The organism is Paenirhodobacter sp. (assembly GCF_041916475.1).
In the GTDB taxonomy this organism is placed as follows: domain Bacteria; phylum Pseudomonadota; class Alphaproteobacteria; order Rhodobacterales; family Rhodobacteraceae; genus Rhodobacter.
Genome location: NZ_JAYRZN010000009.1, coordinates 44,951 through 70,510 on the forward strand (window position 1 = coordinate 44,951; position 25,560 = coordinate 70,510).

The 25,560-nt window shown below is 68.5% G+C and carries 21 protein-coding genes and 1 riboswitch; of the genes, 14 read left to right on the forward strand and 7 right to left on the reverse strand.

Going from position 1 to position 25,560, the window contains the following annotated elements:
- Positions 1-65: 65 nt before the first annotated feature.
- Positions 66-959, forward strand: coding sequence for a DUF2125 domain-containing protein (locus ACOMG5_RS05525; RefSeq protein WP_420342790.1), 894 nt, complete (start codon positions 66-68; stop codon positions 957-959).
- Positions 960-962: 3 nt separating this feature from the next.
- On the opposite strand, the gene ACOMG5_RS05530 is transcribed toward ACOMG5_RS05525, so the two are convergent.
- The 4 genes from ACOMG5_RS05530 to rpsD all read right to left on the reverse strand — a co-directional run bounded on the left by ACOMG5_RS05530 (position 963) and on the right by rpsD (position 4,568).
- The gene (locus ACOMG5_RS05530; RefSeq protein ID WP_420342791.1) at positions 963-1,817 is read right to left on the reverse strand and encodes an extensin family protein; all 855 of its coding nucleotides are present in this window, start codon (positions 1,815-1,817) and stop codon (positions 963-965) included.
- Positions 1,817-2,737 carry a prephenate/arogenate dehydrogenase family protein gene (locus tag ACOMG5_RS05535; protein ID WP_420342792.1) on the reverse strand — a complete coding sequence of 307 codons (921 nt, stop codon included), beginning with the start codon at positions 2,735-2,737 and terminating at the stop codon, positions 1,817-1,819. The genes ACOMG5_RS05530 and ACOMG5_RS05535 overlap by 1 nt, the downstream gene beginning before the upstream one ends.
- Positions 2,734-3,825, reverse strand: a complete 1,092-nt coding sequence (gene hisC / locus ACOMG5_RS05540) for a histidinol-phosphate transaminase (RefSeq protein ID WP_420342793.1) — start codon at positions 3,823-3,825, stop codon at positions 2,734-2,736. Before hisC ends, ACOMG5_RS05535 begins: the two co-directional genes overlap by 4 nt.
- A gap of 122 nt (positions 3,826-3,947) precedes the next feature.
- Positions 3,948-4,568 (reverse strand): 30S ribosomal protein S4, encoded by a 621-nt coding sequence (gene rpsD / locus ACOMG5_RS05545; RefSeq protein WP_420342794.1) that lies wholly within the window; start codon positions 4,566-4,568, stop codon positions 3,948-3,950.
- 436 nt (positions 4,569-5,004) lie between these two features.
- Positions 5,005-5,195, forward strand: a riboswitch (cobalamin riboswitch).
- A 114-nt stretch (positions 5,196-5,309) separates the two neighbouring features.
- Between rpsD and ACOMG5_RS05550 the strand changes: the two genes are divergently transcribed.
- The 7 genes from ACOMG5_RS05550 to metH all read left to right on the forward strand — a co-directional run bounded on the left by ACOMG5_RS05550 (position 5,310) and on the right by metH (position 14,191).
- Positions 5,310-7,169 (forward strand): TonB-dependent receptor plug domain-containing protein, encoded by a 1,860-nt coding sequence (locus ACOMG5_RS05550; RefSeq protein ID WP_420342795.1) that lies wholly within the window; start codon positions 5,310-5,312, stop codon positions 7,167-7,169.
- Complete coding sequence (locus tag ACOMG5_RS05555) at positions 7,144-7,956, forward strand: ABC transporter substrate-binding protein (protein WP_420342796.1); 813 nt, start codon at positions 7,144-7,146, stop codon at positions 7,954-7,956. The genes ACOMG5_RS05550 and ACOMG5_RS05555 overlap by 26 nt, the downstream gene beginning before the upstream one ends.
- Positions 7,957-7,961: 5 nt before the next feature.
- Positions 7,962-8,951 (forward strand): FecCD family ABC transporter permease, encoded by a 990-nt coding sequence (locus tag ACOMG5_RS05560; RefSeq protein ID WP_420342843.1) that lies wholly within the window; start codon positions 7,962-7,964, stop codon positions 8,949-8,951.
- Positions 8,951-9,697 carry an ABC transporter ATP-binding protein gene (locus tag ACOMG5_RS05565; protein ID WP_420342797.1) on the forward strand — a complete coding sequence of 249 codons (747 nt, stop codon included), beginning with the start codon at positions 8,951-8,953 and terminating at the stop codon, positions 9,695-9,697. Before ACOMG5_RS05560 ends, ACOMG5_RS05565 begins: the two co-directional genes overlap by 1 nt.
- Positions 9,694-10,365, forward strand: coding sequence for an adenosylcobinamide amidohydrolase (locus ACOMG5_RS05570; RefSeq protein ID WP_420342798.1), 672 nt, complete (start codon positions 9,694-9,696; stop codon positions 10,363-10,365). The genes ACOMG5_RS05565 and ACOMG5_RS05570 overlap by 4 nt, the downstream gene beginning before the upstream one ends.
- Before the next feature lie 92 nt (positions 10,366-10,457).
- Positions 10,458-11,486 carry a homocysteine S-methyltransferase family protein gene (locus ACOMG5_RS05575; protein WP_420342799.1) on the forward strand — a complete coding sequence of 343 codons (1,029 nt, stop codon included), beginning with the start codon at positions 10,458-10,460 and terminating at the stop codon, positions 11,484-11,486.
- An 8-nt stretch (positions 11,487-11,494) separates the two neighbouring features.
- The gene (gene metH, locus ACOMG5_RS05580; protein WP_420342800.1) at positions 11,495-14,191 is read left to right on the forward strand and encodes a methionine synthase; all 2,697 of its coding nucleotides are present in this window, start codon (positions 11,495-11,497) and stop codon (positions 14,189-14,191) included.
- 117 nt (positions 14,192-14,308) lie between these two features.
- On the opposite strand, the gene ACOMG5_RS05585 is transcribed toward metH, so the two are convergent.
- The 3 genes from ACOMG5_RS05585 to ACOMG5_RS05595 form a co-directional block, all read right to left on the reverse strand.
- On the reverse strand, positions 14,309-15,385 hold the full coding sequence (locus ACOMG5_RS05585) for a 2Fe-2S iron-sulfur cluster-binding protein (protein WP_420342801.1): 1,077 nt from the start codon (positions 15,383-15,385) through the stop codon (positions 14,309-14,311).
- A 24-nt stretch (positions 15,386-15,409) separates the two neighbouring features.
- Positions 15,410-16,648, reverse strand: coding sequence for an aromatic ring-hydroxylating oxygenase subunit alpha (locus ACOMG5_RS05590; RefSeq protein WP_420342802.1), 1,239 nt, complete (start codon positions 16,646-16,648; stop codon positions 15,410-15,412).
- A 364-nt stretch (positions 16,649-17,012) separates the two neighbouring features.
- Entirely contained in the window at positions 17,013-17,270 is a 258-nt protein-coding gene (locus ACOMG5_RS05595) for a CBU_0592 family membrane protein (RefSeq protein ID WP_420342803.1), read from the reverse strand.
- A 201-nt stretch (positions 17,271-17,471) separates the two neighbouring features.
- Here ACOMG5_RS05595 and ACOMG5_RS05600 point away from each other — a divergent pair, with 201 nt between their 5' ends.
- The 6 genes from ACOMG5_RS05600 (at position 17,472) to ACOMG5_RS05625 (ending at position 25,529) form a co-directional block, all read left to right on the forward strand.
- Positions 17,472-18,362 (forward strand): LysR family transcriptional regulator, encoded by an 891-nt coding sequence (locus ACOMG5_RS05600; protein ID WP_420342804.1) that lies wholly within the window; start codon positions 17,472-17,474, stop codon positions 18,360-18,362.
- 136 nt (positions 18,363-18,498) lie between these two features.
- Positions 18,499-20,049 carry an ABC transporter substrate-binding protein gene (locus tag ACOMG5_RS05605; RefSeq protein WP_420342805.1) on the forward strand — a complete coding sequence of 517 codons (1,551 nt, stop codon included), beginning with the start codon at positions 18,499-18,501 and terminating at the stop codon, positions 20,047-20,049.
- Positions 20,049-21,008, forward strand: a complete 960-nt coding sequence (locus ACOMG5_RS05610) for an ABC transporter permease (protein WP_420342806.1) — start codon at positions 20,049-20,051, stop codon at positions 21,006-21,008. The genes ACOMG5_RS05605 and ACOMG5_RS05610 overlap by 1 nt, the downstream gene beginning before the upstream one ends.
- A gap of 1 nt (position 21,009) precedes the next feature.
- Positions 21,010-21,840, forward strand: coding sequence for an ABC transporter permease (locus tag ACOMG5_RS05615; protein WP_420342807.1), 831 nt, complete (start codon positions 21,010-21,012; stop codon positions 21,838-21,840).
- Positions 21,837-23,432, forward strand: coding sequence for an ABC transporter ATP-binding protein (locus ACOMG5_RS05620; protein ID WP_420342808.1), 1,596 nt, complete (start codon positions 21,837-21,839; stop codon positions 23,430-23,432). Before ACOMG5_RS05615 ends, ACOMG5_RS05620 begins: the two co-directional genes overlap by 4 nt.
- A gap of 75 nt (positions 23,433-23,507) precedes the next feature.
- Entirely contained in the window at positions 23,508-25,529 is a 2,022-nt protein-coding gene (locus ACOMG5_RS05625; RefSeq protein WP_420342809.1) for a CocE/NonD family hydrolase, read from the forward strand.
- Positions 25,530-25,560 lie beyond the last annotated feature (31 nt).

Below are 25,560 nucleotides of genomic sequence, written 5' to 3' on the forward strand. Positions count from 1 at the left end.
TTGTGGGCTGGGTTGTAGTTGCGGCACTGGCGGTCCCGGCGGCCGGCTGGGGGCTCGGACAGGTCATGGCGCAAAGGGCCCGGCTGGCTCTTTCGGGCGCAGGATTTGCCCGGGCCGAAACCGTGGAGGCGGCGGGCTTCCCGGCCCGGTTCGGGCTCGATATCGGCCATCTGATGGTGCCGATCGGCGCTGAGGGCCATTGGTTCGCCCCGGAGCTGCGCGCCTCGGCTCCGCTCCGGGCGCCGCTGCACTGGACGCTGGCGCCTAGCCTGCCGCAGCAGCTGACGCTCGGAGGCATGCATTTCACCCTCACCGCCGCAAAGGCCGCGGGCGCGGTCTCGCTGGCGTCGCGCCCGGTCCTGCCGCTGCAGGCTGCGGCGGCTCAGCTGGAAGCCCCGGCGCTGAGCTATGATGCGACCGGCGCCACCGTGCTGAACGCGCGCGCCGTTTCCGCGAGCCTCGATGCAGGGAAGGCGCAGACGTACCGTATGACACTCCGGATCACGGGCCTGACCTTGCCGCAGGGGGTTGCCGCGGCGCTGGCACCGCGCTCCGGCCTGCCGGATACGATCGAGGACATCCTGCTCAGCGCGGATCTGGCCTTCGATCCGGCGCCGAGCCTGGCGGGCGCCCCGGCGGATTTGCGGGAAATCACGCTGACGCCGAGCCGCATCATCTGGGGTGACAGCGGGCTGACCGCCTCCGGCACCGTCACGCTGGATGCCAACGGCCAGCCGCAGGGGCGCATCCTCCTGAGCACCAAGGACTGGCGCAACTGGCTGGATTTCCTGATCGGCTCCGGCATCGTCGCCCCCGATCTCGAGCAGGTGATGACCAGCTTCGCGACCTATCTGGCGGCGCAGTCGTCCGACGGGTCGCTGCAGCTGCCGCTGAGCTTCAACGAGGGGATGATGAGCCTCGGGCCAGTGCCGCTCGGGCCGGCGCCGCGGCTGCGCTAGCGCCTAGCGGCAATAGGCGCCGCCCCGGTTGCGCGCGGTATCGACGTGGATATGGTCCTGATGGAACCGATCCGACCGCGGGCCCAGAACCGTGCCGAAGGGGCCGCAGGCGGCGCGGTGGATCCGCTCCAGGATCGGCCCGCCGGCGCGTGAGCCCCACCCCTGGGCGACGGTGATCACCTCTCCCGAGCGCAGGCGGATCCCCGAGAGGTCCACCGCCCGGCCGCGGCCGTGTTCGGAGACCTGCGATCCCTTCTGATTGTTGCGCGGGCGGCAGGCATAGGAGCCCGCGATCTGCAGCTGCGCCACACCGCCGCCGCGATTGCCGACGGCGGGCAGGATGCCTCCATCGACCCAGCTTTTCAGCGCCGCCGCCGTGCCGCAATCCACCTGCGCCGGGAGCGAGAGCGGGATCCCCGAGACATGGGTGATCTCCACCCCGTCCGCCAGCCCGCAGCCCGCCACACGCGACGAAATGGCCGGGATCGGATGGCCCGTGAGCCCGGGAATACCGCAGACCGAGCCCTTGGCCAGCTTGCCCGGAGCGGCAAGGCGCGGCGCCGGCGCCGCGGCCACGCGCAGCACCGCCTCGGGCTGGGCCGGGCGCGGCACCGGCCGGACACCGGCCAGACGCGCATCGCCGCGCGGCATCACACCCGCGCCAACCGGCACCGCAGGCACCATCTGCGCCAGAACATCGGCACGGGGCTGCGCGGTGGCGCGGCCCGGGGGAAGCAGTGGCGCCAGGCTGCCCGCGAGCGCATCGGGGCGGGCCTGTGGGCGCGGCGATTCCTCCATCGGCGCCGCCTGCGCGGTGGCGGCGAGCGCGATCAGGATGGCAGCCAGCCCCGCCCGCATCAGCCGCGCTCCGGCCCGCCGCGCCCGAAATCGGGCGCCGCCGTGTCCTGGCCGGCTTCGATGATGCCGCGCCGGATCGCACGGGTGCGGGTGAAATAATCGAACAGCTGATCGCCATCGCCCATCCGGATCGCCCGCTGCAGGATGAACAGCTCCTCGGTGAAGCGGCCGAGAATATCGAGCGTCGCTTCCTTGTTGGTCAGGAAGACGTCGCGCCACATGGTCGGGTCGGAGGCCGCGATCCGGGTGAAATCGCGAAACCCGGATGCGGAATATTTGATGACTTCCTCGTGCGTTACGCGGCGAAGATGATCCGCCACCCCCACCATCGTATAGGCGATCAGGTGCGGCGTATGCGACACCACCGCCAGCACCAGATCGTGGCGGTGCGCATCCATCAGATCGACATTCGCGCCCAGTGTTTCAAGGAAGCCGCGCAGCCGCGCCACCGGCTCCGGCGGCGTGGCCTCCAGCGGCGTGAGCAGCCACCAGCGGTTCACGAACAGCGTGGCAAAGCCCGAGCGCGGGCCGGAATGCTCGGTCCCCGCCAGCGGGTGGCCGGGGATGAAATGCACATGGCCCGGCAGATGCGGCGCGACCGCCGCGATCACCGCCTGCTTGACCGAGCCCACATCGGTCACCGTGGCGCCCGGCTCCAGATGCGGGGCGATTTCGGCCGCAATCGCGCCCATCGCCCCCACCGGCACACAGAGCACCACCAGATCGGCGCCCTGCACCGCCTCGGCCGCAGTTTCACAAACCCGGTCGACGAGACGGATCTCCAGCGCGGTCTCCCGGGTCCCGGCCGATTTCGCATGGCCGACGATCTCGTCCGCGAGCCGATGCTGGCGGATGGCATGGGCCATCGACGACGCGATCAGGCCGAGCCCGATCAGCGCCACACGCTTGTAGCCGGTCATTGGCCGCCACCCGATTTGAACAGCCCGATCAGATGCGCCACGCGACGGCAGGAGGGCTCATCGCCCACCGTGATCCGCAGGCAGTTCGGCAAGCCATAGCCCGCCACCCGGCGCACGATCAGCCCGTCCTTCTTCAGGAACTCGTCACAGGCCACGGCCTCTTCTTCGGAGCCGAACCGCGCAAGGATGAAGTTCGCCGTGGAAACATCTGACGGAACACCCTTTTCCGCCAGAGAATCCGCGAGCCATCCGCGCAGGCGGGCATTGTCCGTGCGGCACCGCGCGATCCAGTCCTGGTCGCGCACGGCGGCTTCGGCGGTCTCCAGTTGCGCGGTCGAGAGGTTGAACGGCCCCCGCACCCGGTTCAGCACGTCGATGATCGCGCGCGGCCCATAGCCCCAGCCGATGCGCAGCCCGCCCAGACCGTAGATCTTGGAGAAGGTCCGGGTCATGAACACGTTGGGCAACCGGGTCGCGAGCTCCGCGCCCCCGTCATAGCCCTCCACATATTCGGCATAGGCCCCGTCGATCACCAGCAGCGCCTGCTTCGGCAGGCCCGCCGCCAGCCGCTCCAGTTCCGACAGGCCGATCATCGTGCCGGTCGGGTTGTTCGGATTGGCCAGGAACACGAGCTTCGTCTTCTTGGTGCAGGCCTTCAGGATCGCATCCACATCGGTGGTGCGCTCGCGCTCGGGCACCTGCACCGGAACCGCCCCCGCCGCATGGGTATAGATGCGGTACATCAGGAAGCCATGCTCGGTGAACACGACCTCGTCCTTCGGCCCGGCATAGGCCTGGCAGAGGAAATTGATGATCTCATCCGAGCCCACGCCACAGATGATCCGGTCCGGATCGAGGCCATGCACCTCGCCGATCGCCTGGCGCAGCGCGGCATGGTCGGTGGACGGATAGCGGTGCAGCTTGTGCACGGCGCGGGAGAAGGCTTCCTTCGCCTTGTCCGAGGGGCCGAAAGGATTTTCGTTGGAGCTGAGCTTGATCGCGTCGCTCAGACCCGCCACATGCGACTGCCCGCCCTCATAGAGCGCAATCTCCAGAATGCCGGGCTGCGGACGGATGAAGTCGTTCATGGGCCATGTCCTCACAGTTCGCGGGCTTTCTAGCGGGCGGGCAGGAACTTGGCCAGCATGATCTTGCCGGTATGACAAAAGGGCCGGGAAACCCCGGCCCTTTGCATGATTTCAGTCTGAAATCAGTTCTTCGCGTAGAATTCGACGACCAGGTTCGGCTCCATCACCACCGGATAGGGCACGTCGCCCAGAGCCGGGGTGCGCACGAAGGTCGCGGTCATCTTGCCATGGTCGACTTCCAGGTAATCCGGAACGTCACGCTCGCCCGATTGCGCGGCTTCGAGCACCAGCGCCAGCTGACGCGACTTGTCGCGGATCGCGACGACGTCGCCTTCCTTGACGCGGTAGGACGCGATGTTCACGCGCTGGCCGTTCACGGTCACGTGGCCGTGGTTCACGAACTGACGGGCGGCAAAGATGGTCGGCACGAATTTCGCGCGATACACGATCGCGTCCAGCCGGCGCTCCAGCAGGCCGATCAGGTTCTCGCCGGTGTCGCCCTTCACCCGTTCGGCTTCGGCGTAGATGCGGCGGAACTGCTTTTCGGTCAGGTCGCCATAGTAGCCCTTGAGCTTCTGCTTGGCGCGCAGCTGGGTACCGAAGTCCGACAGCTTGTTCTTGCGGCGCTGGCCGTGCTGGCCCGGGCCGTATTCACGCTTGTTGAGCGGCGACTTGGCGCGGCCCCAGATGTTCTCGCCCATGCGGCGGTCGATCTTGTACTTGGCAGACGTGCGTTTGGTCACGGCTGATCTCCTTCGTTGGCCTTGCGGCCGTTCTTGTCTGGGCGGATGCCCGGCGAAGGGCGTTGTCCTTTCCCCGAGGGGCGACAGGCTTCCCCTTGCGGGGGCCACCAACACCAAACCGGGGCGCGAACCCCGGGATGGCGGGCTTATACAGAGCCGCGCGCCGGTGTCAACGCCGCATCCACACAGGCCGCCGGAGCCGGCCCCGCAAAGCGAAACGGGCCCCGAAGGGCCCGTATCCTGTGCTTGCCTGTATGAACCTGTCTTTGCAGGTAGGAGCCTTGTGGCCCTTGATTGCCCCTTCCCTAACATGGGTGATTCGGGGTGTGAATCCCCTTTCTGCGCTGCGGCTGAATTTTCCTGCGCGCCCGGCCCTTCATGCGGCTTTTTGCATGGGTGGGCAGGCTCCGGGCTTGACAGAAGGGCGCCCGGCCCCGCACAGAGAACGCGCCCCGGTTCCGGACCTCCGGACAATAGGGAATGCGGTGCGCCTTCGGGCAATGCCGCGGCTGCCCCCGCAACTGTAGGCGGCGAGCGATGGCGGATCGGTGCCACTGGGAAACCGGGAAGGCCTGCCAGAGCGACGACCCGCGAGCCAGGAGACCTGCCGTGGCGCTCACCCTTGTCCGGTGCGGGGCGCGCCAGGGCAGCGGCCTTCCGCAGTGGTGATTTCGCAGACCGGGCGCATACCCCGGCCCACCGCCACATCCGGAGCCCATCCGGCAGTTCAGGATACCCATCATGCGCCCGTTCCGCGCACTCATCCTTCTTTCCACCGCGCTCGCCGCCCTGCCCGCCCATGCGCAGGAAGAAATCGAGCTCGAGACCATGACCGTCTCGGCCAGCAGCACCCCCGTCGCGCTCAGCCGCACCGGGGCGAGCGTCAGCGTCCTCACCGCACAGGATCTGCAATCCGCAGGCGGGCTCTCGCTTGCCGAGCAGCTGGCCCGCGCGCCCGGCGTCTCATTTACCCGCAACGGCGGACTCGGGCAGACGGCCGCCCTGCGGCTGCGCGGCCTTGGCGGCGCCTATATCGGCGTGCGCATGGACGGGATCGACATCACCGACCCCTCCAGCACCCAGACCCAGCTCGATTTCGGCCCCCTGAGCACCTCCGGCCTGTCGCGGGTGGAGGTGCTGCGCGGGGCGCAATCGGCGCTCTACGGCGCGAATGCCGTGGGCGGCGTGATCGACATCGCCACCTGGCGCCCCACGCGCGAAGGCAGCAGTGGCACCGCCGCGGTGGAGGCCGGCACCTATGGCACGCTCAGCGGCCAGGCCTCGGCCGGGGTGAAGGGCGCGCGCGGCGAATTCGCCCTGACCGCGAGCCGCACCGTGACAAGCGGCTTCTCCGCCTATGCCGACGGGCGCGAGGCCGACGGCCTGCGCAGCAATGCGCTGAACTTCTACGGCGCCTACGACCTGACCGAGACTTTCCGCATCGGCGCCAACGGCTTCTGGCGCCAGAGCCACGCCGAATTCGACGACAGCACCGCCGATGCCGCGAACGACAGCGACAGCACCCTGCGCGGCGCCCGCCTGTTCGCGCAATTCGAGACCGGCGCCGTCAGCCACGAGATCAGCCTCGGCCGCAGCAAGACCGAGCGCGCCTATACCTACCCCGCCAGCAACGCCTTCAGCCCCTTCGACGGCACCCGCACCCATTACCGCTATGCGGGCAGCTGGGCCACTTCGGAGCAGCTGCAGCTGGACTGGGGCGCCGAGCGCACGCGCGAGGATTTCGCCACCAGCTACGACAGTGTCGATCCGGTCTGGGGCGCGTATCACAGCGACGCCTCGGGCGCGGCCAGCACCAACTCCGTCTTCGGCGAGCTGCGCTATGCGCCGGCCGGGGCGGTGGACCTGTCCTTCGCGCTGCGCCATGACGTGCACAGCGATTTCGGCGCGCGCACCACGGGGCGGCTCGCCGCCGCCTGGCGCCCGGCCGAGGACTGGGTGCTGCGCGCCGTGGCCGCGACCGGCTTCCGCGCGCCCTCGCTCTATGAGCTGCACAGCAGCTACGGCGACCCGGACCTGCGCCCCGAGACCTCGCGCAGCTACGAGCTGGGCGTGGAGCGGCTGTTCGCGGGCGGCTCGGTGCAGGCGACCCTGTTCGACACCCGGATCGAGAACCTGATCCAGGCGACCGGGTTTTCCTGCATCGAGGGCTATTACTGCTACGAGCAGATCGACGGCACCGCGAAAACCCGCGGGCTGGAGCTGAGCGGCACCGCCGAGCTCCGCCCCGGCTGGAGCCTGTTCGGCAATTACACCTACACCGATGCGAAGGGCCCCGACGGGCGCCTGATCCGGGTGCCGCGGCAGAGCCTGAACGCTGGGGTGGAGGGGGTGCTTGCGCCGCAATGGACGGGCCGGCTCGCCGCCACATATGCGGCGGACCGGGTGGATACCACCTATCCGGACGGCCCGACGCCGATGCCCGATTATACGGTGGTGGATGTGTCGCTCACCTATGCCGTGAGCGATGCGACCCAGGCCTATCTGCGGGTGGAGAACCTGTTCGACGAGGATTACCAGACGGTGCGCAACTACCGCCAGCCCGGGCGCTCGCTCTATGTCGGCCTGCGCACGGCTTTCTAGCCTGCTGCTTGCGGGGCTGATGCTCTGCGCCCCCGCCTGGGCTGGCCCCGGGCGGGTGGTGTCGATCAACCTGTGCACCGATCAGCTGGCGATGCTGCTGGCAGCGCCGGGGCAGCTCCTGTCGGTCTCGCATGTGGCGCGCGACCCGCTCTCTTCGGCCATGGCCGGAGAGGCGCGGGCCTGGCCCGAGAACCACGGCCAGGCCGAGGAGGTCTTTGCGCTCCGCCCCGATCTGGTTCTGGCCGGCACCTACACCAGCCCGGCCACGGTGGCGCTCCTGCGCCGGCTGGGCGTGCCGGTGGAGACCTTCGCCCCCGCGCAGAGCATGGCCGATGTGGCCGCCGAAATGCGCGCCGTGGGCCGGGCGCTCGGGCGCGCGGCCGAAGCGGAGGCGATGGCGCGGGCTTTTGAGGCCGATCTCGCCCGGCTGCGCCGCGATCCGGCCGCCGGGCCGCGCGCAGCACTCTATTATGCCAACAGCTACAGCCTCGGCGACGCGACCCTTTCCGGCCAGATCCTCGCCGCCGCGGGCTATCGCAACGTGGCCGCGGAAGCCGGGCTGCGCAGCGGCGGCACCTTGCCGCTCGAAGTGCTGGTGATGGCGCGCCCGGACCTGATCGTGGAGGGCCAGCCCTATCCCGGCGCCGCGCGCTCGGAGGAGGTTCTGAGCCATCCCGCGCTTGGGCTGGCCGCGCCGCGCCGCGCCGCGATGGCGGATCGGGACTGGATTTGCGGCACGCCCTATGTTCTCAGGGCGCTGCAAGAGCTGAGAGCGCTGACGCCGTGAGACACCTGCCCAATCCCCTCCTGCTTGCCCTGCTCGGGGCGCTGGTGGCGCTGCTCATCTGCGCCTCGCTGCTGATCGGCCCGGCGGCGATCGGGCTTGGCGAGAGCCTCCACGCGCTGCTCGAAGGCCGCGGCGAGGCCGTTACGCTGGTGATGCGCGAAATCCGCCTGCCGCGCGCGCTCCTGGGTGCGGCGGTGGGCGGCGCGCTCGGGCTCGCGGGCGCGATGATGCAGGGCCTCCTGCGCAACCCGCTGGCGGAGCCGGGCCTGATCGGCACCTCGGCCTCGGCCGCGCTCGGCGCGGTGCTGGCGCTGCAAAGCGGGCTGGCCGCGGCCTTCGCGCTGGCGCTGCCGCTGGCGGGGCTTTCGGGCGCGGCGGTTTCGGTCGTGCTGATCCTCGTGCTGGCAGGCCCGCGCGGCACCACCCTCACGCTGATCCTCGCCGGGGTGGCGATCTCGGCGCTGGCCTCGGCCGTTACTGCGCTGGTGCTGAACCTCTCGCCCAACCCCTTCGCCGCGAGCGAGATCGTGTTCTGGCTGATGGGCTCGCTCGCGGATCGCTCGATGCCGCAGGTCTGGCTGGCGGCGCCCTTCCTCGCCGCGGGCGCGCTGCTCGCCTGGCCCGTCGGGCGCAGCCTCGATGCCCTGACGCTCGGCGAAGATGCCGCGGCCTCCATGGGGGTGGATGTGCGGCGGGTGCGGATCCTGGCGGTGCTCTCCTGCGCGGCGCTGGTCGGCACGTCTACGGCAATGGCGGGCGCGATCGGCTTCGTGGGCCTGGTGGTGCCGCATCTGCTGCGCCGGGCGGTGGCGGCGCGGCCGGGGCGGCTGATGGCGGCCTCCGCAATGGGCGGCGCCGCGATGGTGCTCGCGGCCGATGTGGCGGTGCGGCTGATCGCGCCCGACAGGGACCTGAAGCTCGGCGTGCTCACCGCCCTTGTCGGTACGCCCTTCTTCCTGCACATGATCCTGCGCACCCGCAAGGAGGGGATCTGATGCTGGAGCTGCGGCAGTTCGGCGCGCGCCTGGGCGCCCGGCAGGTGCTGGAGGGGATCGACCTCCGGATTGGCCCCGGCGAATGCGTGGGGCTGCTTGGGCCGAATGGCGCGGGCAAGACCACGCTTCTGCGCGCGGCGCAGGGCCTGATCCGGGCCAGCGGCTATGCGAGCCTCGCAGCCCTCCCCGCCGCCGGGCGCGCCCGCGCGGTGGCCTTCGTGCCCCAGGGCCGCGAGATCGCCTGGCCGATGCCGGTGGCGGCGGTGGTGGCGCTCGGCCGGATCCCGCATACCGGCGCCGCCCGCGCCGAGGACCGCGCCGCGGTGGAGCGCGCCATCGCGCGGCTCGGGCTCGAGGCCTACCGCGACCGGCCCGCCACCGCGCTTTCGGGCGGCGAACAGGCGCGGGTGCTGATCGCGCGCGCCCTCGCGCAGGAAACGCCGCTCCTGATCGCCGACGAGCCTACCGCGGGGCTCGATCCGGCGCAGCAGCTGGCGGTGATGGGGCTGTTCGCCGAGCTTGCGCGCGAGGGGCGCTCGGTCCTCGTCTCGCTGCACGATCTGGGGCTGGCCGCGCGCTTCTGCACCCGGCTGGTGGTGCTCCATGGCGGCCGGATCGTGGCCGATGGCGCGCCGCGCGCGGTGCTCACGCCGGAGCTCCTGTCCGGCGTCTTCGGCATCCGCGCGCATCTGGGCATCACCCCGGAAGGCGTGATCTTCCAGCCGCTCGAACGGGTGCGGCCATGATCCTCCATTGCGCGCGGCCCTGGCTCTGCGCCGATCTGGGCGCGCCGCACCGGGTGATCAGCTGGGCGCTGCACCGGGGCGGCATCGTCACCGCAGAGCGGATCGTATGGCGCGAGGTGCGCGGCGCGGACCTGCCCGAGGGCTTCGACGTGACGCCCTGGTTTGCCGCAGAAATGGCCGGGCGCGGCGCCGCCGAAGCGGTGGGCCTGCTCACCTCGCGCGACGTGCGCGCGCACCACCACGCCACGGCCAGCGCGGAGGGCATCACCGCCGAGGCACTGGTGACGGCCGGGCTTTCCAATGCCGAAAGCGTCGGGCAGCGGAGGGACTGGGCTCGGGTCGCGCGCGACTGGGGCACGATCAACATCGCCGTGCAGGTGGATTGCGGGCTGAGCGAGACCGCCCTGATCGAGGCGCTGAGCATCGTGGCCGAAGCCCGTACCGCCGCCGTAATGGCCACCGGGCTGTGCATCGATGGCGCCCCCGCGACCGGCACCGGCACCGATTGCATCGCGCTGGCCGCGCCCCTGGCCGCCCCGGCCCTGCCCCATGCGGGCCTGCATACGGCCGTGGGCGAAGCGGTGGGCGCGGCCTGCCTCGCGGCCATTTCCGAATGGGTGGCGGGATGGCGCGCCATGGGCCGGATCGGGGCCGACAACCGGCTCTAACCTGCGCTCCGCCTCATGATCTTGTACAGAATTATGAATTTGAACCGCTCTGGCGGAACCGTTAGGTTGCAGGCCTCAGAAAAGAGGCCGCCATGCTCAGTTTCCGCCTGCCCCGCTCCAAATCCTTTGCCGCGCTTGACAGCGCCGCCCGCGACAGGATCCTGATCCTCGATGGCGCCATGGGCACGCAGATCCAGAACCTCGGGCTGAGCGAAGAGGATTATGTGGGCACGGGCTGCGCCTGCCATATCCATTCGGACCACCCGCAGAAGGGCAACAACGACCTGCTGATCCTGACGCAGCCGCAAGCGATCGAGGATATTCACTACCGCTACGCGAAGGCCGGGGCGGATATCGTTGAAACGAATACGTTTTCCTCCACCACCATCGCCCAGGCGGATTATGCGATGGAGGAGCAGGTCTTCGCGCTCAACCGCGAGGGCGCGCGGATCGTGCGCCGCGCGCTCGACCGCGCGACGGCCGAGGACGGCCGGCCCCGCTTCGTCGCCGGAGCCGTCGGCCCCACCAACCGCACCGCCTCGATCAGCCCCGATGTGAACGACCCCGGCTACCGCGCGGTCAGCTTTGATGACCTGCGCCTGGCCTATGGCCAGCAGGTGCGCGGCCTCATTGCGGGCGGCGCCGACATCATCCTGATCGAGACGATCTTCGATACGCTGAACGCCAAGGCCGCGATCTTCGCCTGCCTCGAGGCCTTCGCCGAGCATGGCCAGCAGCTGCCGCTGATGATCTCGGGCACGATCACCGATGCCTCCGGGCGCACGCTGAGCGGCCAGACGCCCACCGCCTTCTGGCATTCGGTGAAGCATGCCAACCCGTTCACCGTGGGCTTCAACTGCGCGCTCGGCGCGGCCGCCATGCGCCCGCACCTGGCGGAGATTGCCGCGGTCGCCGATACCCGGATCTGCGCCTATCCGAATGCGGGCCTGCCCAATGCCTTCGGCCAGTATGACGAAGGCCCCGCCGAGACCGCCCGCCAGGTCGCCGATTTCGCCCGCGACGGGCTGGTGAACGTGGTCGGCGGCTGCTGCGGCACCACGCCCGAGCATATCCGCGCGATTGCCGACGCCGTCGCCTCCCTTCCGCCCCGCCAGTTCTGAGGCCCCCGATGACCCGTTACCTGCGCCTCTCCGGCCTCGAACCCTTCGTCCTTACCCCGGACATCCCCTTCGTGAACGTGGGTGAGCGCACCAACGTCACCGGCTCCGCCAAATTCCGCAAGCTGATCACCAACCGCGACTATGCCGCCGCGCTGGAAGTGGCGCGCCAGCAGGTAGAAAACGGCGCGCAGGTGATCGACATCAACATGGACGAGGGCCTGATCGACTCCAAGGCGGCGATGGTCGATTATCTGAACCTGCTCGCCGCCGAGCCCGATATCGCCCGCGTGCCGGTGATGATCGACAGCTCCAAATGGGAGGTGATCGAGGCCGGGCTGAAATGCGTGCAAGGCAAGCCGATCGTCAATTCGATCAGCCTGAAGGAGGGTGAGGAGGCGTTTATCCACCACGCGACGCTCTGCCTCGCCTATGGCGCGGCGGTGGTGGTCATGGCCTTCGATGAGACCGGCCAGGCCGATACCTTCGAACGCAAGACCACGATCTGCGCCCGGGCCTACCGGGTGCTGGTGGATCAGGTGGGCTTCCCGCCCGAAGACATCATCTTCGACCCGAACATCTTCGCCGTGGCGACGGGGATCGAGGAGCACAACAATTACGGCGTCGATTTCATCGAGGCCACGCGCTGGATCCGCGCGAACCTGCCCTATGCGCATGTCTCGGGCGGGGTGTCGAACCTGAGCTTCTCCTTCCGCGGCAACGAGCCGGTGCGCGAGGCGATGCATGCGGTGTTCCTCTATCACGCCATTCAGGCGGGCATGGACATGGGCATCGTCAATGCGGGCCAGCTCGCGGTCTATGACCAGATCGAGCCCGAGCTGCGCGAGGCCTGCGAGGATGTGGTGCTGAACCGCCGCCCCGATGCGACCGACCGCATGCTGGAGGTGGCCGAGCGCTTCAAGGGCGGCGCGCGGGAGGAGAAGGCGCGCGACCTCGGCTGGCGCGAATGGCCGGTGGCGAAGCGGATCGAGCATGCGCTGGTGAACGGCATCACCGAATTCATCGAGGCAGACACCGAGGAGGCCCGGCTCGCGGCCGAGCGCCCGCTGCATGTGATCGAAGGCCCGCTGATGGCCGGGATGAACGTGGTCGGAGACCTGTTCGGCGCGGGCAAGATGTTCTTGCCGCAGGTGGTGAAGTCCGCCCGGGTGATGAAGCAGGCGGTGGCGGTGCTGCTGCCCTACATGGAGGCCGAGAAGGACGGCGCGCGCGAGGCTGCGGGCAAGATCCTGATGGCGACCGTGAAGGGCGATGTGCACGACATCGGCAAGAACATCGTCGGCGTCGTGCTGGCGTGCAACAATTACGAGATCATCGACCTCGGCGTGATGGTGCCGCCGCAGAAGATCCTGGAGGTCGCCCGGGCCGAGAAGGTGGATGCGATCGGGCTGTCGGGGCTGATTACACCCTCGCTCGACGAGATGGTGCATATGGCGGCCGAGATGGAGCGCGAAGGCTTCAGCATTCCGCTGCTGATCGGCGGGGCGACCACCTCGAAGGTCCATACCGCGGTCAAGATCGCGCCGCGCTATACGCATAGCCAGGCGGTCTATGTGACGGATGCGTCGCGCGCGGTGGGCGTGGTCTCGGCGCTGCTGAGCCCGGAGCAGAAGGCGGGCTACATCGCGCAGATCCGGAACGAATACCAGGACGTGGCCGAGCGCCACGAGCGCGCCGAAGCCGCGAAACGGCGCCTGCCGCTGGCCGAGGCGCGGCGCAATGCGCTGAAGGTGGACTGGGCCTCCTACAGCGTGGCCGAGCCCGGCTTCACGGGCCTTCGCGTGATCGATGACTGGGATCTGGCCGAAATCGCGCGCTATATCGACTGGACGCCGTTCTTCCAGACCTGGGAGCTAAAAGGCGTATACCCCCGGATCTTGGAGGACGAGAAGCAGGGCGAGGCGGCGCGGCAGCTCTATGCCGATGCGCAGGCGATGCTCGCGCAGATCGTGGAGGGCAACTGGTTCCGGCCGCGGGCGGTGGTGGGCTTCTGGCCGGCCAATACGGTGGGCGACGATATCGTGCTGTTTGCCGACGAAACCCGCGCGCATCCACTGGCCACGCTGCACACCCTGCGCCAGCAGACATCGAAGCGCGATGGCCGCCCGAACGTGGCGCTGGCCGATTTCGTGGCGCCGATGGGGACGGTGCGCGACTGGGTCGGCGGCTTCGTGGTGACGGCAGGGCCGGAGGAAAACGAGATCGCCGCCCGCTACGAACGGGCAAACGACGATTATGGCGCGATCATGGTGAAGGCGCTGGCGGATCGGGTCGCGGAAGCGATGGCGGAGCTGCTGCACGAGCGCGTCCGCAAGGACTACTGGGGCTACGCGGCCGAAGAGACCTTCGCGCCTGAAGACCTGATCGGCGAGCCCTACCGCGGCATCCGCCCGGCCCCGGGCTACCCCGCACAGCCGGATCACACCGAGAAGGTAACCCTGTTCCATCTGTTGGACGCCGAGTCGACCACCGGTGTCACCCTGACGGAAAGCATGGCGATGTGGCCGGGATCCTCGGTTTCGGGGCTCTATATCGGCCATCCGGACGCGTATTATTTCGGCGTGGCCAAGGTCGAACGCGATCAGGTTGAGGATTACGCCCGCCGGAAGGGAATTCCGATGGAAGAAGCCGAACGCTGGCTTGCGCCGATCCTGAACTACACGCCCGGTCAATCCGCCGCAGCATGATCCGCCGTTTCCGGCGGATCCCGCGGACACCTGCCGCCGCATGCGGCGACAGGTGGTCGCTCATAGGTCAACGCCCGGCCGAAAGGCCGGGCGTTTCCGTTTGGTCTACCTGGAAAATCAGACTTCGACTTCAACCCGGCCCATCGGATTCGAGCAACAGGCCAGGATGTAGCCCTCCTCGATATCCTCGTCCGAAATTCCGCCGTTGTGCACCATGTGCACCTCGCCCGAGACCTTCTTGATCTTACAGGTGCCGCACAGGCCGAAGGTACAGCCCGAGGAAATATTCAGCCCCGAGCGCTTCGCCACAGCGAGGATCGTATCGGTCTCCGAGCAGGGCGTGGTGATCCCGCTGTCGGTGAACACGACCTCGGCCTTGACCCCTTCCTCCGGAACCACATCGACAATCACCGGTTCCTCGGCTTCGGTCCGTACCGGCGCGCCAAAGCTCTCCTGATGATAGTGCTCCATGTCGTAGCCGAGCGCGATCAGCATATCGCGCACCGATTGCATGAACGGCTCCGGCCCGCAGCAGAACACTTCCCGCTCCAGGTAATCGGGCGCCATAAGCCCCAGCATGATCTGATTGAGCCGCCCGAGATAGCCATGCCAGGCCCGGAATGGATCGGTATGCTCCACGGTGAAACGCAGCTGCAGCCCGGGCACGCGGTTTGCCATCTGCTCCAGCCGCTCGCGGAAGATGATTTCCGAGGGACTGCGGGCGCCGTGGACGAAAACGATATCGGGCATCTCGCCCGAATCCCACATCCAGGTCGTCATCGACACCATCGGCGTCACGCCCGACCCGGCCGAGATGAACAGGTATTTCTTCGCCGGGTGCCGGTGCGAGGAGAAGATCCCCGAAGGCCCATAGGCCTTGATCCGCATCCCGGGCTTCAGATGGTCCAGCATCCAGCGGGTGCCGATACTGTCACGCTGTGCCTTCACCGTGACCGAGATGGACAGCGGCCGCGAGGGCGAGGACGAGATCGTATAGGTCCGCTGCACGTTGCCGCCCGGTACCGGCAAGTCCAGCGTGACGAACTGCCCCGGCTGGTAGTCGAACCACGCGCCCGAAGGCGCGCGGAAGGTGAAGGTGGCGGTATCGGGCGTCTCAGGCACCACCATGGCACATTCGAGCTGCTCCGAGTCATCCCAGGGCGCGGCGGTCCAGTTGAGGCGCGATTTCGCCATTCTCGTCTCCGATCGAGCTACGGATTATTCTGCGGCCAGTGCAGGGCGCGGCGCCAGCCGGTCTTGCATCAGGTTCGCATACCAGTCCACGAACTGGATCACGCCTTCCTCGACCACGGTCGAATAGGGGCCGGGCTCATAGGCGGGCGAAAGGATCCCCTTCTGGTTTTCCTCGACCACACGGCGATCTTCGTCGTTGGTCGCTTCCCAGACCTCGATCAGCTCCTTCAGGTTGTAGTCCTGCCCTTCGACCGCATCCTTCGGCACCAGCCAGGTCGTGGTGACCTGGGTCTCCGTCGGGCTGATCGGCAGCACGCGGAACACGATCGCATGATCCGCCAGGAAGTGGTTCCAGGTGTTCGGATAGAGATAGAACAGCAGCGAGCCCGCGTCATGGAAGGGCATCTGGCCCATCAGCTTGTTCACCGCACGCTTGGTGCTCATGGTGTAGCTCTCGGCGTTGTTCAGCAGCGGGATCCGCGCCAGGCGCCATTGCATCGTCGGGTGGTTGGTGAAGCGCGACGGGATGCCCGCGGCCTCGCAGCGTTTCCAGTGATCGAGAATTTCCGGCGCGGCGCTGTCGGGGCCGTCCATCGCGGTCATCGTCGGGCTGTCCGAATAGGTGCGGCACAGCGAGGGGTGCGAGCCGCCGCAGTGGTAGCATTCGCGGTTGTTCTCGAACACCAGCTTCCAGTTGCCGTTCTCGATGATGGTCGAGGTATGGGCGACCTTCGCTTCGGTGATGCCCGAGGGCGCGAGATAGGTGGTGAGCTTCTCTTCCAGCAGCGCGGTATCCGGCGGATCCCCGGCGAGGCAGACGAAGACCATGCCGCCGATGTTCTTGCAGGCGACGGGCTTCAGCCCATGCGCGGCCGGGTCGAAGCCCTGCTGCATGTCCTTTGCGTAGAGCAGACGGCCATCGAGCTCATAGGTCCACTGGTGATACGGACAGACGATCTTCGGCGCCGAGCCGGTGTCCTTGGCGCAGAGCTTCTGGCCACGGTGGCGGCAGACGTTGTGGAAGGCGCGGATGGCGCCATCGGCCCCGCGCACCACGACGATCGGATAGGCCCCGATCTGCAGCGTGGCATAGGCGCCGGTCTTGGTCAGCTGCGCGGCCGGGATCGCGAACAGCCACTCCTTGTACCAGATCTGCTCGAGATCGGCCTTGAAGACCCCCTCGTCGCAATACAGGTCCCGTTCGAGGGAATAATTCGGGCGGCGCGCCGCAAGCTTTGCATGGATGTCGCTTTGGCTCAGCATCTGGCACCTCTTGCCTACTCATGGAGGCGGTTCTGGACACATGCGACGGGGGGCGCCGTCGCGGCTCATCTAGGCCGGGGTCAACGCCCCGATCTGGCCTGAGACATTAACGGCCAGCAGGCCGGAACCGTCGAGCATTTCCGACACAGAATGACGCGAAAAAGACTCCGGATCAACATCGTGGCGCGACGTTCTGCCACTGGACGGGCACGGGCTGCGCATCGGGCCGCCACGGTGCAGCGCGCATCGTTTCGCGGCGCGGGCCAGAGGGGAATCGCCAAACGGAAACCGGCCCCGGCGTTTGGCCGGGGCCGGGGAAAACGATGCAGCGTCCGGGCCGCAGGCAGGCGCCCGGCGCCCACGCTCAGGCGGTGCGCCGCTGCGGCATGTTGCGCAGGAAGCCCACCACCGTGAACAGCAGCCAGGCGCTTTGCGAGACCATCGCGCCCAGGTTCCAGTTCCAGATCAGCGAGCCGATCAGCGCCACCGCGCCCAGAACGTTCAGCCCCGCATAGCGCCAGTCGCGCAGCGACAGCATGCCCAGTTGCAGCAGACCATAGGCACCAAGATAAAACACGGCCCCGACAAGACCGACCAGATCAGGCAAGCTCACGCCCGTCACTCCGACAACACCGGTGCGGACCCGGCCGAAATTTCCGCCCCGCGCGGCGCCAGGACGGCCCGCGCGACGGCGCCTGCGTAGCCGAGGCGAAAAAAACCGCAAGGGATGGCTTGCGTATGGGGCCATGATGAAATTTCATGGCGCCGCGCGGGGGCTTCCCCCGCCCCTCCCCGAGCCCCAGGACCAGCCCCCGAGACCGCCATGACCGGCCTGCGCATCCCGCCCCTCAATGCCCTGATCGCCTTCCAGACGGTGGCCCGCTGCGGCTCCATTTCCGCGGCCGCGCAAATGCTTGGCCTGACCCAGAGCGGCGTCAGCCGGCAGATCGCGCGGCTGGAGGACCATGTCGGCGCGGTGCTGTTCGAGCGCACCGCCGCGGGCGTGGCGCTGAATGCGCTCGGGCAGGAATATGCGCTGCAGGTCGGCCAGGCGATGGATGCGCTCTCGGTGCTGGGCGAAGGCATGCAGGGCATGCGCGACAGCCGCCGGGTGGTGCTGGCCTGCTCCCAGGGGGTGGCGGATCTGTGGGTGCTGCCGCGGCTCGCGGCGCTGCGCGCCGAGCTGCCCTGGCTGGAGCTGAAGCTGCGGGTGGATGAGAACATATCGCAGTTGCGGCCCGACGAATACGACCTTGCCATCTATCACCGCCCGGTGAGGATGGCGGATTTCGTGATGGAGCCGCTCGGCCCCGAGGAGCTGGTTCCGGTGATGGCCCCGGGCCTGCCGCCGCTGACGGAGATGGAGGCGCCGCTGCTCCTGACGATGGAGGAGACGTTCAAGGAATGGACGGACTGGGGCAACTGGCTCTTCGCCGCCGATGTGGCCCTGCCTGATACGACGATGCGCTGGAAGATGGGCAGCTATCGCCTCGCGATCGAGGCGGCAATGCAGGGGATCGGCGTGGCCATGGGCTGGGCCTGGCTGGTGCAGGATCTGATCGACGCAGGGCGGCTGGTGGAGGCGCATCCGCACCGGCTCCGGGGCCAGGGGCGCTATTACCTCATGCGCTCCACGCAGCGCCACCAGCGGACGGCGGCAAAGCGCCTCTCGGACTGGCTCATCGCCAGCAACCGGCATGGCGTCGCGGGCTGACACCTGCCCGATTGTCACAGGGGTATGACAGAAAGTCATTTGCCTCCCGGGCCGTGCTCCCTAGGCTTTGCGCTATCCAAGCGGCCTGTCCAGGGCCCAGAACACAGGGAGGCGCCGTCACCGCGGCGCGCGTGACATGATGACAGACGGAACTTCCTTGCGGATCGGCCGACGCGGCCTTCTGGCCGGTGCGGCGGGGCTTTCGGCGCTCTCGCTCTTGCCCGGGCGGCTGCGGGCCGAAGAGGCGCCCAAGCGCGGCGGTCTGCTGCGCATGGGCATTGGCGGCGGCTCCACCACCGACGATTTCGACCTGCGCAAGCTCAACGACTGGGTGCCGGTGAACCAGGCCTATATGGTGATGAACGGGCTCGTCGAGATCGACGCCGACAACATCGCCCGGCCCGAGCTGTTCGAGAGCTGGGAGACCGGTGAGGGCGCAGTGGAATGGGTGTTCCAGGTCCGTCAGGGCGTGACCTTCCACAACGGCAAGACGCTGAGCGCCGATGACGTGATCTATTCGCTGAACCTGCACCGCGGCGACAGCTCCTCGGCTGCACGCTCGGTCGCGGCGGCCTTCGCCGATGTGCAGAAGCTCTCCGATCATGCGGTGAAGATCACGCTGGCCTCGGGCAACGCCGACCTGCCCTATGTGCTGTCGGATTACCACTTCCTGGTGGTGCCCGATGGCTTCACCGACTGGGCGAAGCCCATCGGCACCGGCCCGTTCATTCCGGAAAGCATCGAGCCCGGCGTGCGCGCCCGCTTCACCCGCAACCCGAACTACTGGAAGCCCGGCTGCGCCAATGTGGATGCGGTCGAGGTGATCGTGATCAACGACATCGCGGCGCGGACCAATGCGCTGATGTCGGGCCAGGTGCATGCGATCAACAGCCTGGATTTCAAGACCGTGGATCTGCTCGCGCGCAACAAGAACCTGGAGATCGTGCGCTCCAAGGGCGGGCAGCACTACACCTTCCTGATGGATTGCACCCAGGCGCCCTTCACCGACCTGAACGTGCGCCAGGCGGTGAAACATGCGGTGAACCGCGAGCAGCTGCTGAAAACCGCGCTGCTGGGCTATGGCACGCTGGGCAACGATCACCCGATCCCGGTCACCGACCGCTTCTTCAACAAGGATCTGGCGCAGCGCGCCTATGACCCGGAAAAGGCGAAGTTCTACCTGAAGCAGGCCGGTATGGACGGGCTGAAGCTCACGCTGCAAAGCTCGGACGCGGCCTTCCCGGGCGCGGTCGATGCGGCGGCGATCTACCGCACGGCGGCGGCCCCCGCGGGCATCGACGTGACGATCCAGCGCGAGCCCGCCGATGGCTACTGGGACAATGTCTGGATGAAGGCGCCGTTCTGCATGTCCTACTGGGGCGGGCGGCCGACGGCGGATCAGATGCTGACCATCGCCTATTCCTCGGCCTCGGCACAGAACGACACCCATTGGGCCAATGCCGATTTCGACCGGCTGCTCACCGAGGCCCGCGCGCTGTTGGACGAGCAAAAGCGCCGCGAGATCTACTGGGAGCTGCAGCGCATGATCCATGACGAGGGCGGCGCGATGATCCCGATGTTCGGCGATTATCTCGATGGCGTGTCGAAGAAGGTGAAGGGCGTGACCCCGCATCCGATGTTCAACCTGATGGGCGCGCGTCTCGCCGAAAAGGTCTGGCTGGGCTGATGGGGCGGCTCATTGTGCAACGTCTGGGGCTGGGGGTCGTGACCCTCGCCCTGGTCTCCGTGCTGGTATTTGCCGGCACGGAGCTCCTGCCCGGCGATGTCGCCGCGGCGATCCTCGGGCAGAATGCCACGCCGGAATCGCTCGCCGCGCTGCGCGAGCAGCTCGGGCTGAACGCCGGGCCGGTCGCGCGCTACCTCGGCTGGGCCGCGGGCATCGTGCAGGGCGATCTCGGCCAGTCCCTCGCGAACCGCCAGCCGGTGGGAGACCTGCTCTGGCCGCGGTTCTGGAACACGATGGCGCTGGCGGGCTATGCCGCGGTGATCGCGGTGCCGCTGGCGGTGGGCCTCGGCATCGCCTCGGCCGCGTTCCGCGGCTCGCTCTTCGACCGGGTGGCGAATGTGGTGGCGCTGGCCACGGTCTCGCTGCCCGAATATTTCCTCGGCCTGCTGCTGATCCTGTTCGTCTCGGTGCAATACGGGCTGCTGCCGAGCCTCGCGGATACCTGGTCTGGCATGGGCCTCGCCGCCTGGCTGGAAGCCACCACCCTGCCGATGCTGGTGCTGGTGCTCGTCACCGTGGCGCAGATCATGCGCATGACCCGCACCACCGTTCTTGCGGTGATGGACCAGCCCTATATCGAAACCGCCTTCCTGAAGGGCATGAAGAACGGCCGCGTGGTGCTGCGCCATGCCGCCCCCAACGCGCTGGCGCCGATCGTCAACGTGGTGGCCTTCAACCTGACCTATCTGATCGCGGGCGTCGTGCTGGTCGAGGCGATCTTCAATTACAACGGGCTCGGCCGGTTCATGGTCGATGCCGTATCCAAACGCGACCTGCCGATGGTGCAGGCGGCGGCGATGGTCTTTGCCGCGGTCTATGTCGTGCTGAACATGGTGGCCGATGTGGCGGCCATCGCGCTGAACCCGCGCCTGCGCCATCCGCGCGCGAAGGAGGCATGAGATGACCCTTCCGGTTTTCGGGCGGCTGCCGCTTTCGGCCGCGCTCGGCCTGCTGATCGTGGCGGCCACGGTGGTGCTGTTCGTGTTCGGGCCCATGCTCGCGCCCTTCGGACAGGAGGAGGTGCTGGGCACGCCCTTCGCCGACCCCTCCGCCGCGCACCTGCTCGGGCTCGATCAGAATGGGCGCGACATGCTTTCGCGGCTGCTGTACGGCGCGCAGATGTCGGTGGGCGTGTCGCTCGCGGCGGTGCTCATCTCCTTCTGCATCGGGATCCCGCTCGGGTTTCTGGCCGCACTCACCGGTGGCTGGCCCGATCTCATCGGCGCGCGCTTCGTCGATGTGATCATGTCGATCCCGGTCCTCATTTCCGCGCTGGTGGTGCTGCAGGCGCTCGGCTCCAGCCTGCCGGTGCTGATCGGCACCATCGCGCTGCTGGACAGCACCCGCGTGTTCCGCCTGTCGCGCGTGGTCGCGCAGGGGATCGTGGTGATGGAATATGCCGAGGTCGCCCGCCTACGCGGCGAGGGCCTGTGGTGGATGCTGCGCCGCGAGATCCTGCCCAATGCCCTGCCGCCGCTGATGGCCGAATTCGGCATGCGCTTCTGCTTCACCTTCCTGTTCGTGGCCGGGCTGTCCTATCTCGGCCTCGGCGTGCAGCCTCCCTTCGCGGATTGGGGCGGCATGGTGCGCGACAACCAGCAGGGCATTCTCTACGGCCTCTATGCGCCGCTGTTCCCGGCCGGCGCGATCGCGCGCGTCACCATCGGGGTCAATCTCGTCGTCGACTGGGCCCTGGCCGGACGCACCACCGTACAGGGGGAAAACCGATGAGCCATGTCCTTGAGATCCGTGACCTGCGGGTCGAGGCCCCGAATGGCGCGGTGCTGCTGCATGGCGTGTCGCTCGATCTGAACCCGGGCGAGGTGCTTGGCCTGATCGGGGAATCCGGCGCCGGCAAATCCACCATCGGCCTTGCTTCCATGGGCTATGGCCGTGGCGGCTGCCGCATCACCGGCGGCGAGATCCGCCTGGTGGGCACGGAGATGCGCACCGCCACGCGGCCTACCCGCGAGGCCCTGCGCGGCACCCGCATCGCCTATGTGGCGCAAAGCGCCGCCGCCGCCTTCAACCCGGCGATGCGCCTCGATACGCAGATCCTGGAAGTGCCGCTCCTGCACGGGCTGATGCCCGAGGCCGAGGCCCGCGCCTGGATGCTGGAGCTGTTCCGGGCGCTGCAACTGCCCGACCCGGAGCATTTCGGCGCGCGTTATCCGCACCAGGTCTCGGGCGGGCAGCTGCAGCGCGCGATGATCGCCATGGCGATGGCGGGCAAGCCCGACATCCTGGTGCTGGACGAGCCCACCACCGCGCTCGATGTGACGACGCAGATCGAGGTGCTGGCGCTCCTGCGCGAGGTGATCCGGCGCTATGGCACCGCGGCGCTCTACATCACCCACGACCTCGCGGTGATCGCCCAGATCGCCGACCGGCTGATGGTGCTGCGCCATGGCCGCGACGTGGAGACCGGGCCCACCGCCCGGCTGCTGGAGGCGCCGCAGCAGGAGTACACCCGGCAGCTCGTCTCCGAGCGGCGCGAGAGCCTCGGCGCCGTCTCCGGGGCGCATCACCGCACCGGCAAGGCGCTCTTGCAGGTGGAGCGCGTAAACGCCTTCTATGGCCAGACGCAGGTGCTGCACGATGTCTCGCTGGAGCTGAAGCGCGGCGAGACGCTGGCGGTGGTGGGCGAATCCGGCTCTGGCAAATCCACGCTGGCGCGGCTGGTCTCGGGCCTGCTGCCGCCCGCAAGCGGCGCCGTGCGCTTCGATGGCAGCCCCCTGCCCCCTCGCTTCCGCGCCCGCACCCCCGATCAGCTGCGCCGGATCCAGCTGGTCTATCAGCTGCCCGATGTGGCGCTGAACCCGCGCCAGACGGTGGGCGAGGCGATCGGGCGGCCGCTCGCGCTGTTTCGCGGCCTGCGCGGGCGGGCGCTTGCAGAGGAGACCGCGCGGCTTCTGGATCAGATCGGCCTACCCGCCGATTTCGCCTCCCGCCTGCCCGCGGCATTGTCGGGCGGGCAGAAGCAGCGCGTCTGTATTGCGCGGGCGCTGGCGGCGGAGCCCGAGCTGATGATCTGCGACGAGGTCACCTCCGCGCTCGATCCGCTGGTCGCGGAGGAAATCCTGCGGCTCCTGCGCAAGCTGCAGGACGAGCTCGGGATGACCTATCTGTTCATCACCCACGATCTGTCGGTGGTGCAGCGCCTCGCGGACCGGGTGATGGTGATGCAGAAGGGCCGCGTGGTGGAAACCGGCGAAACCGCGCCGCTGTTTGCCTATCCCCAAGACCCGTACACGCGCCGGCTTCTGGAGGCCGTGCCGCAGCTGCGCACCGATTGGCTCGACGAGGTCATGGCCGCGCGCTGAGCCCCCTTCACCCCACGAAATCCCGCAGGGGGCGCGCTGCGCCCTCCGCCTGCTGACATGCCTTCGGAGGGCAGAATGAACCCGCAAAACAACATAGAAGTTATTGAAAACACATGGATCACGCTGCGCGACGGCACCCGCCTCGCGGCCCGGATCTGGCTTCCCGAAGGGGCGCGCGCGAAGCCCGTCCCGGCGGTTCTGGAATATATCCCCTACCGCAAGCGCGACGGCACCCGCGGCCGCGACGAGCCGATGCACGGGTTCTTCGCCCAGAACGGCTATGCGGCCGTGCGCGTCGATATCCGCGGCACCGGCGATTCCGAAGGCCATATGGCCGATGAATACCTGAAGCTGGAGCAGGACGATGCGCTCGAGGTGATCGACTGGATCACCGCGCAGGGCTGGTGCTCTGGCAATGTGGGGATGATGGGCAAGAGCTGGTCGGGGTTCAACTGCCTGCAGGTCGCGATGCGGCGCCCGGCGGCGCTGAAGGCGATCCTGACCTGCTATTCCACCGACGACCGCTTCCGCGACGACATCCACTTCATGGGCGGCTGCCTGCTGAACGACAACCTCTGGTGGGGCTCGATCATGCTGGCCTATCAGACCCGGCCGCTGGACCCTGCGCTCGCGGGCGAAGGCTGGCGCGCGCGCTGGCTGGACCGGATCGCGACGCTGCCGTTCTTCCCGGCGCTCTGGACCGAACACCAGACCTACGACGCCTACTGGAAGCACGGCTCGGTGCAGGAGGACTGGTCCGCCATCCAGTGCCCGGTGATGGTGGTGGGCGGCTGGGCCGACAGCTATACCAACACTGTGCCGCGCCTCCTTGAAAAGCTGCAGGTGCCCGCGCGCGGCATCATCGGGCCCTGGGGCCATATCTATCCGCATGACGGCGTGCCCGGCCCCGCGATCGGCTTCCTGCAGGAGGCCGTGCGCTGGTGGGACCAGTGGCTGAAGGGCGAGGATACCGGCGTGATGGCGGAGCCGAAGCTGCGCGCCTATATCAACGATCCGGTCCTGCCCACCGGCACCCGCACCGCGCAGCCCGGCCGCTGGGTCGGCGAGGCCGAATGGCCGAGCCCGGCGATCGGGGCGCAGCTGCTGCATCTGCATGCCGACGGGGCGCTGGCCGCCGAGCCGGAGGCAGGCGGGGCGCTGCTGCCGATCTGTTCGCCGCAGGACCATGGCCGCGCGGCGGGCGAATGGATGGGCACCGGCTGCGAGGGCGAAATGCCGACGGATCAGCGGCTGGACGACGGCGGATCGCTGAATTTCACCACCCCCCCCCTGCAGGAGGCGATCGAGATCCTCGGCGCACCGGAGCTGGAGCTGGAGCTGAGCGCCGATGCGCCGGTGGCGCAGCTGGGCGTGCGGCTGTGCGATGTGCTGCCCACGCGCGAGGTGCTGCGCGTCTCCTATCAGGTGCTGAACCTGACCCACCGCGACAGCCACGAGACCCCCGCGCCGCTGGAGCCCGGCCAGAGCTACCGGGTGAAGGTCACGCTCTCGGCCTGCGGGCACCGGTTCCTGCCGGGGCACCGGATCCGGGTCTCGGTGGGCACGGCCTACTGGCCCGCGATCTGGCCCGCGCCCACCGCGGCCACGGTCACGCTGCGCCCGGCGGGCTCGGTGCTGTCGCTGCCGGTCCGCGACCTGAGCCTGCCGCAGGCGGAGGTGCTCTTCGCCCCCCCCGCCCATGGCCCACGCACGCCGATGACGCAGACGGACCCGGGCATGATGCTGCGGCAATCCTCCTTCGACCATCTGACGGGGGTTGCGAGCTATGTCACCGAAGGGCGGGGCGGGCTGTTCGGCGAAGGCGTGGTGCGGTTCGACGAGATCGGCACCGAGCTGGCCCACAACCTGCGCCGCGAGCTCACGATCCGTCCGGAGGACCCGCTTTCGGCGCGCTATGTGCTGACGCAGAGCTACGAGATGGGCCGCGAGGGCTGGCGCACCCGGGTGGAAACCGTGACCGAGATGACCTCGGATGCCACGCATTTCCACCTGAGCGGGCAGCTGACCGCCTATGAGGGGGCCGAGGAAGTGGCGCGCCGCGATTGGTCCGAGGCGATCCCGCGCCACCTGATCTGAGCCGACGCCTCCCGCCCCTGGCCGGGCGGGA

What these genes read in the sequence shown, in the direction of transcription:
- ACOMG5_RS05525 (WP_420342790.1), top strand. Translation starts at nt 66, where the DNA reads ATGGCGCAAAGGGCCCGGCTGGCTCTTTCGGGCGCAGGATTTGCCCGG.
- ACOMG5_RS05530 (WP_420342791.1), bottom strand. Translation starts at nt 1,817, where the DNA reads ATGCGGGCGGGGCTGGCTGCCATCCTGATCGCGCTCGCCGCCACCGCG.
- ACOMG5_RS05535 (WP_420342792.1), bottom strand. Translation starts at nt 2,737, where the DNA reads ATGACCGGCTACAAGCGTGTGGCGCTGATCGGGCTCGGCCTGATCGCG.
- hisC (WP_420342793.1), bottom strand. Translation starts at nt 3,825, where the DNA reads ATGAACGACTTCATCCGTCCGCAGCCCGGCATTCTGGAGATTGCGCTC.
- ACOMG5_RS05550 (WP_420342795.1), top strand. Translation starts at nt 5,310, where the DNA reads ATGCGCCCGTTCCGCGCACTCATCCTTCTTTCCACCGCGCTCGCCGCC.
- ACOMG5_RS05555 (WP_420342796.1), top strand. Translation starts at nt 7,144, where the DNA reads ATGTCGGCCTGCGCACGGCTTTCTAGCCTGCTGCTTGCGGGGCTGATG.
- ACOMG5_RS05565 (WP_420342797.1), top strand. Translation starts at nt 8,951, where the DNA reads ATGCTGGAGCTGCGGCAGTTCGGCGCGCGCCTGGGCGCCCGGCAGGTG.
- ACOMG5_RS05570 (WP_420342798.1), top strand. Translation starts at nt 9,694, where the DNA reads ATGATCCTCCATTGCGCGCGGCCCTGGCTCTGCGCCGATCTGGGCGCG.
- ACOMG5_RS05575 (WP_420342799.1), top strand. Translation starts at nt 10,458, where the DNA reads ATGCTCAGTTTCCGCCTGCCCCGCTCCAAATCCTTTGCCGCGCTTGAC.
- metH (WP_420342800.1), top strand. Translation starts at nt 11,495, where the DNA reads ATGACCCGTTACCTGCGCCTCTCCGGCCTCGAACCCTTCGTCCTTACC.
- ACOMG5_RS05585 (WP_420342801.1), bottom strand. Translation starts at nt 15,385, where the DNA reads ATGGCGAAATCGCGCCTCAACTGGACCGCCGCGCCCTGGGATGACTCG.
- ACOMG5_RS05590 (WP_420342802.1), bottom strand. Translation starts at nt 16,648, where the DNA reads ATGCTGAGCCAAAGCGACATCCATGCAAAGCTTGCGGCGCGCCGCCCG.
- ACOMG5_RS05600 (WP_420342804.1), top strand. Translation starts at nt 17,472, where the DNA reads ATGACCGGCCTGCGCATCCCGCCCCTCAATGCCCTGATCGCCTTCCAG.
- ACOMG5_RS05605 (WP_420342805.1), top strand. Translation starts at nt 18,499, where the DNA reads ATGATGACAGACGGAACTTCCTTGCGGATCGGCCGACGCGGCCTTCTG.
- ACOMG5_RS05610 (WP_420342806.1), top strand. Translation starts at nt 20,049, where the DNA reads ATGGGGCGGCTCATTGTGCAACGTCTGGGGCTGGGGGTCGTGACCCTC.
- ACOMG5_RS05615 (WP_420342807.1), top strand. Translation starts at nt 21,010, where the DNA reads ATGACCCTTCCGGTTTTCGGGCGGCTGCCGCTTTCGGCCGCGCTCGGC.
- ACOMG5_RS05620 (WP_420342808.1), top strand. Translation starts at nt 21,837, where the DNA reads ATGAGCCATGTCCTTGAGATCCGTGACCTGCGGGTCGAGGCCCCGAAT.
- ACOMG5_RS05625 (WP_420342809.1), top strand. Translation starts at nt 23,508, where the DNA reads ATGAACCCGCAAAACAACATAGAAGTTATTGAAAACACATGGATCACG.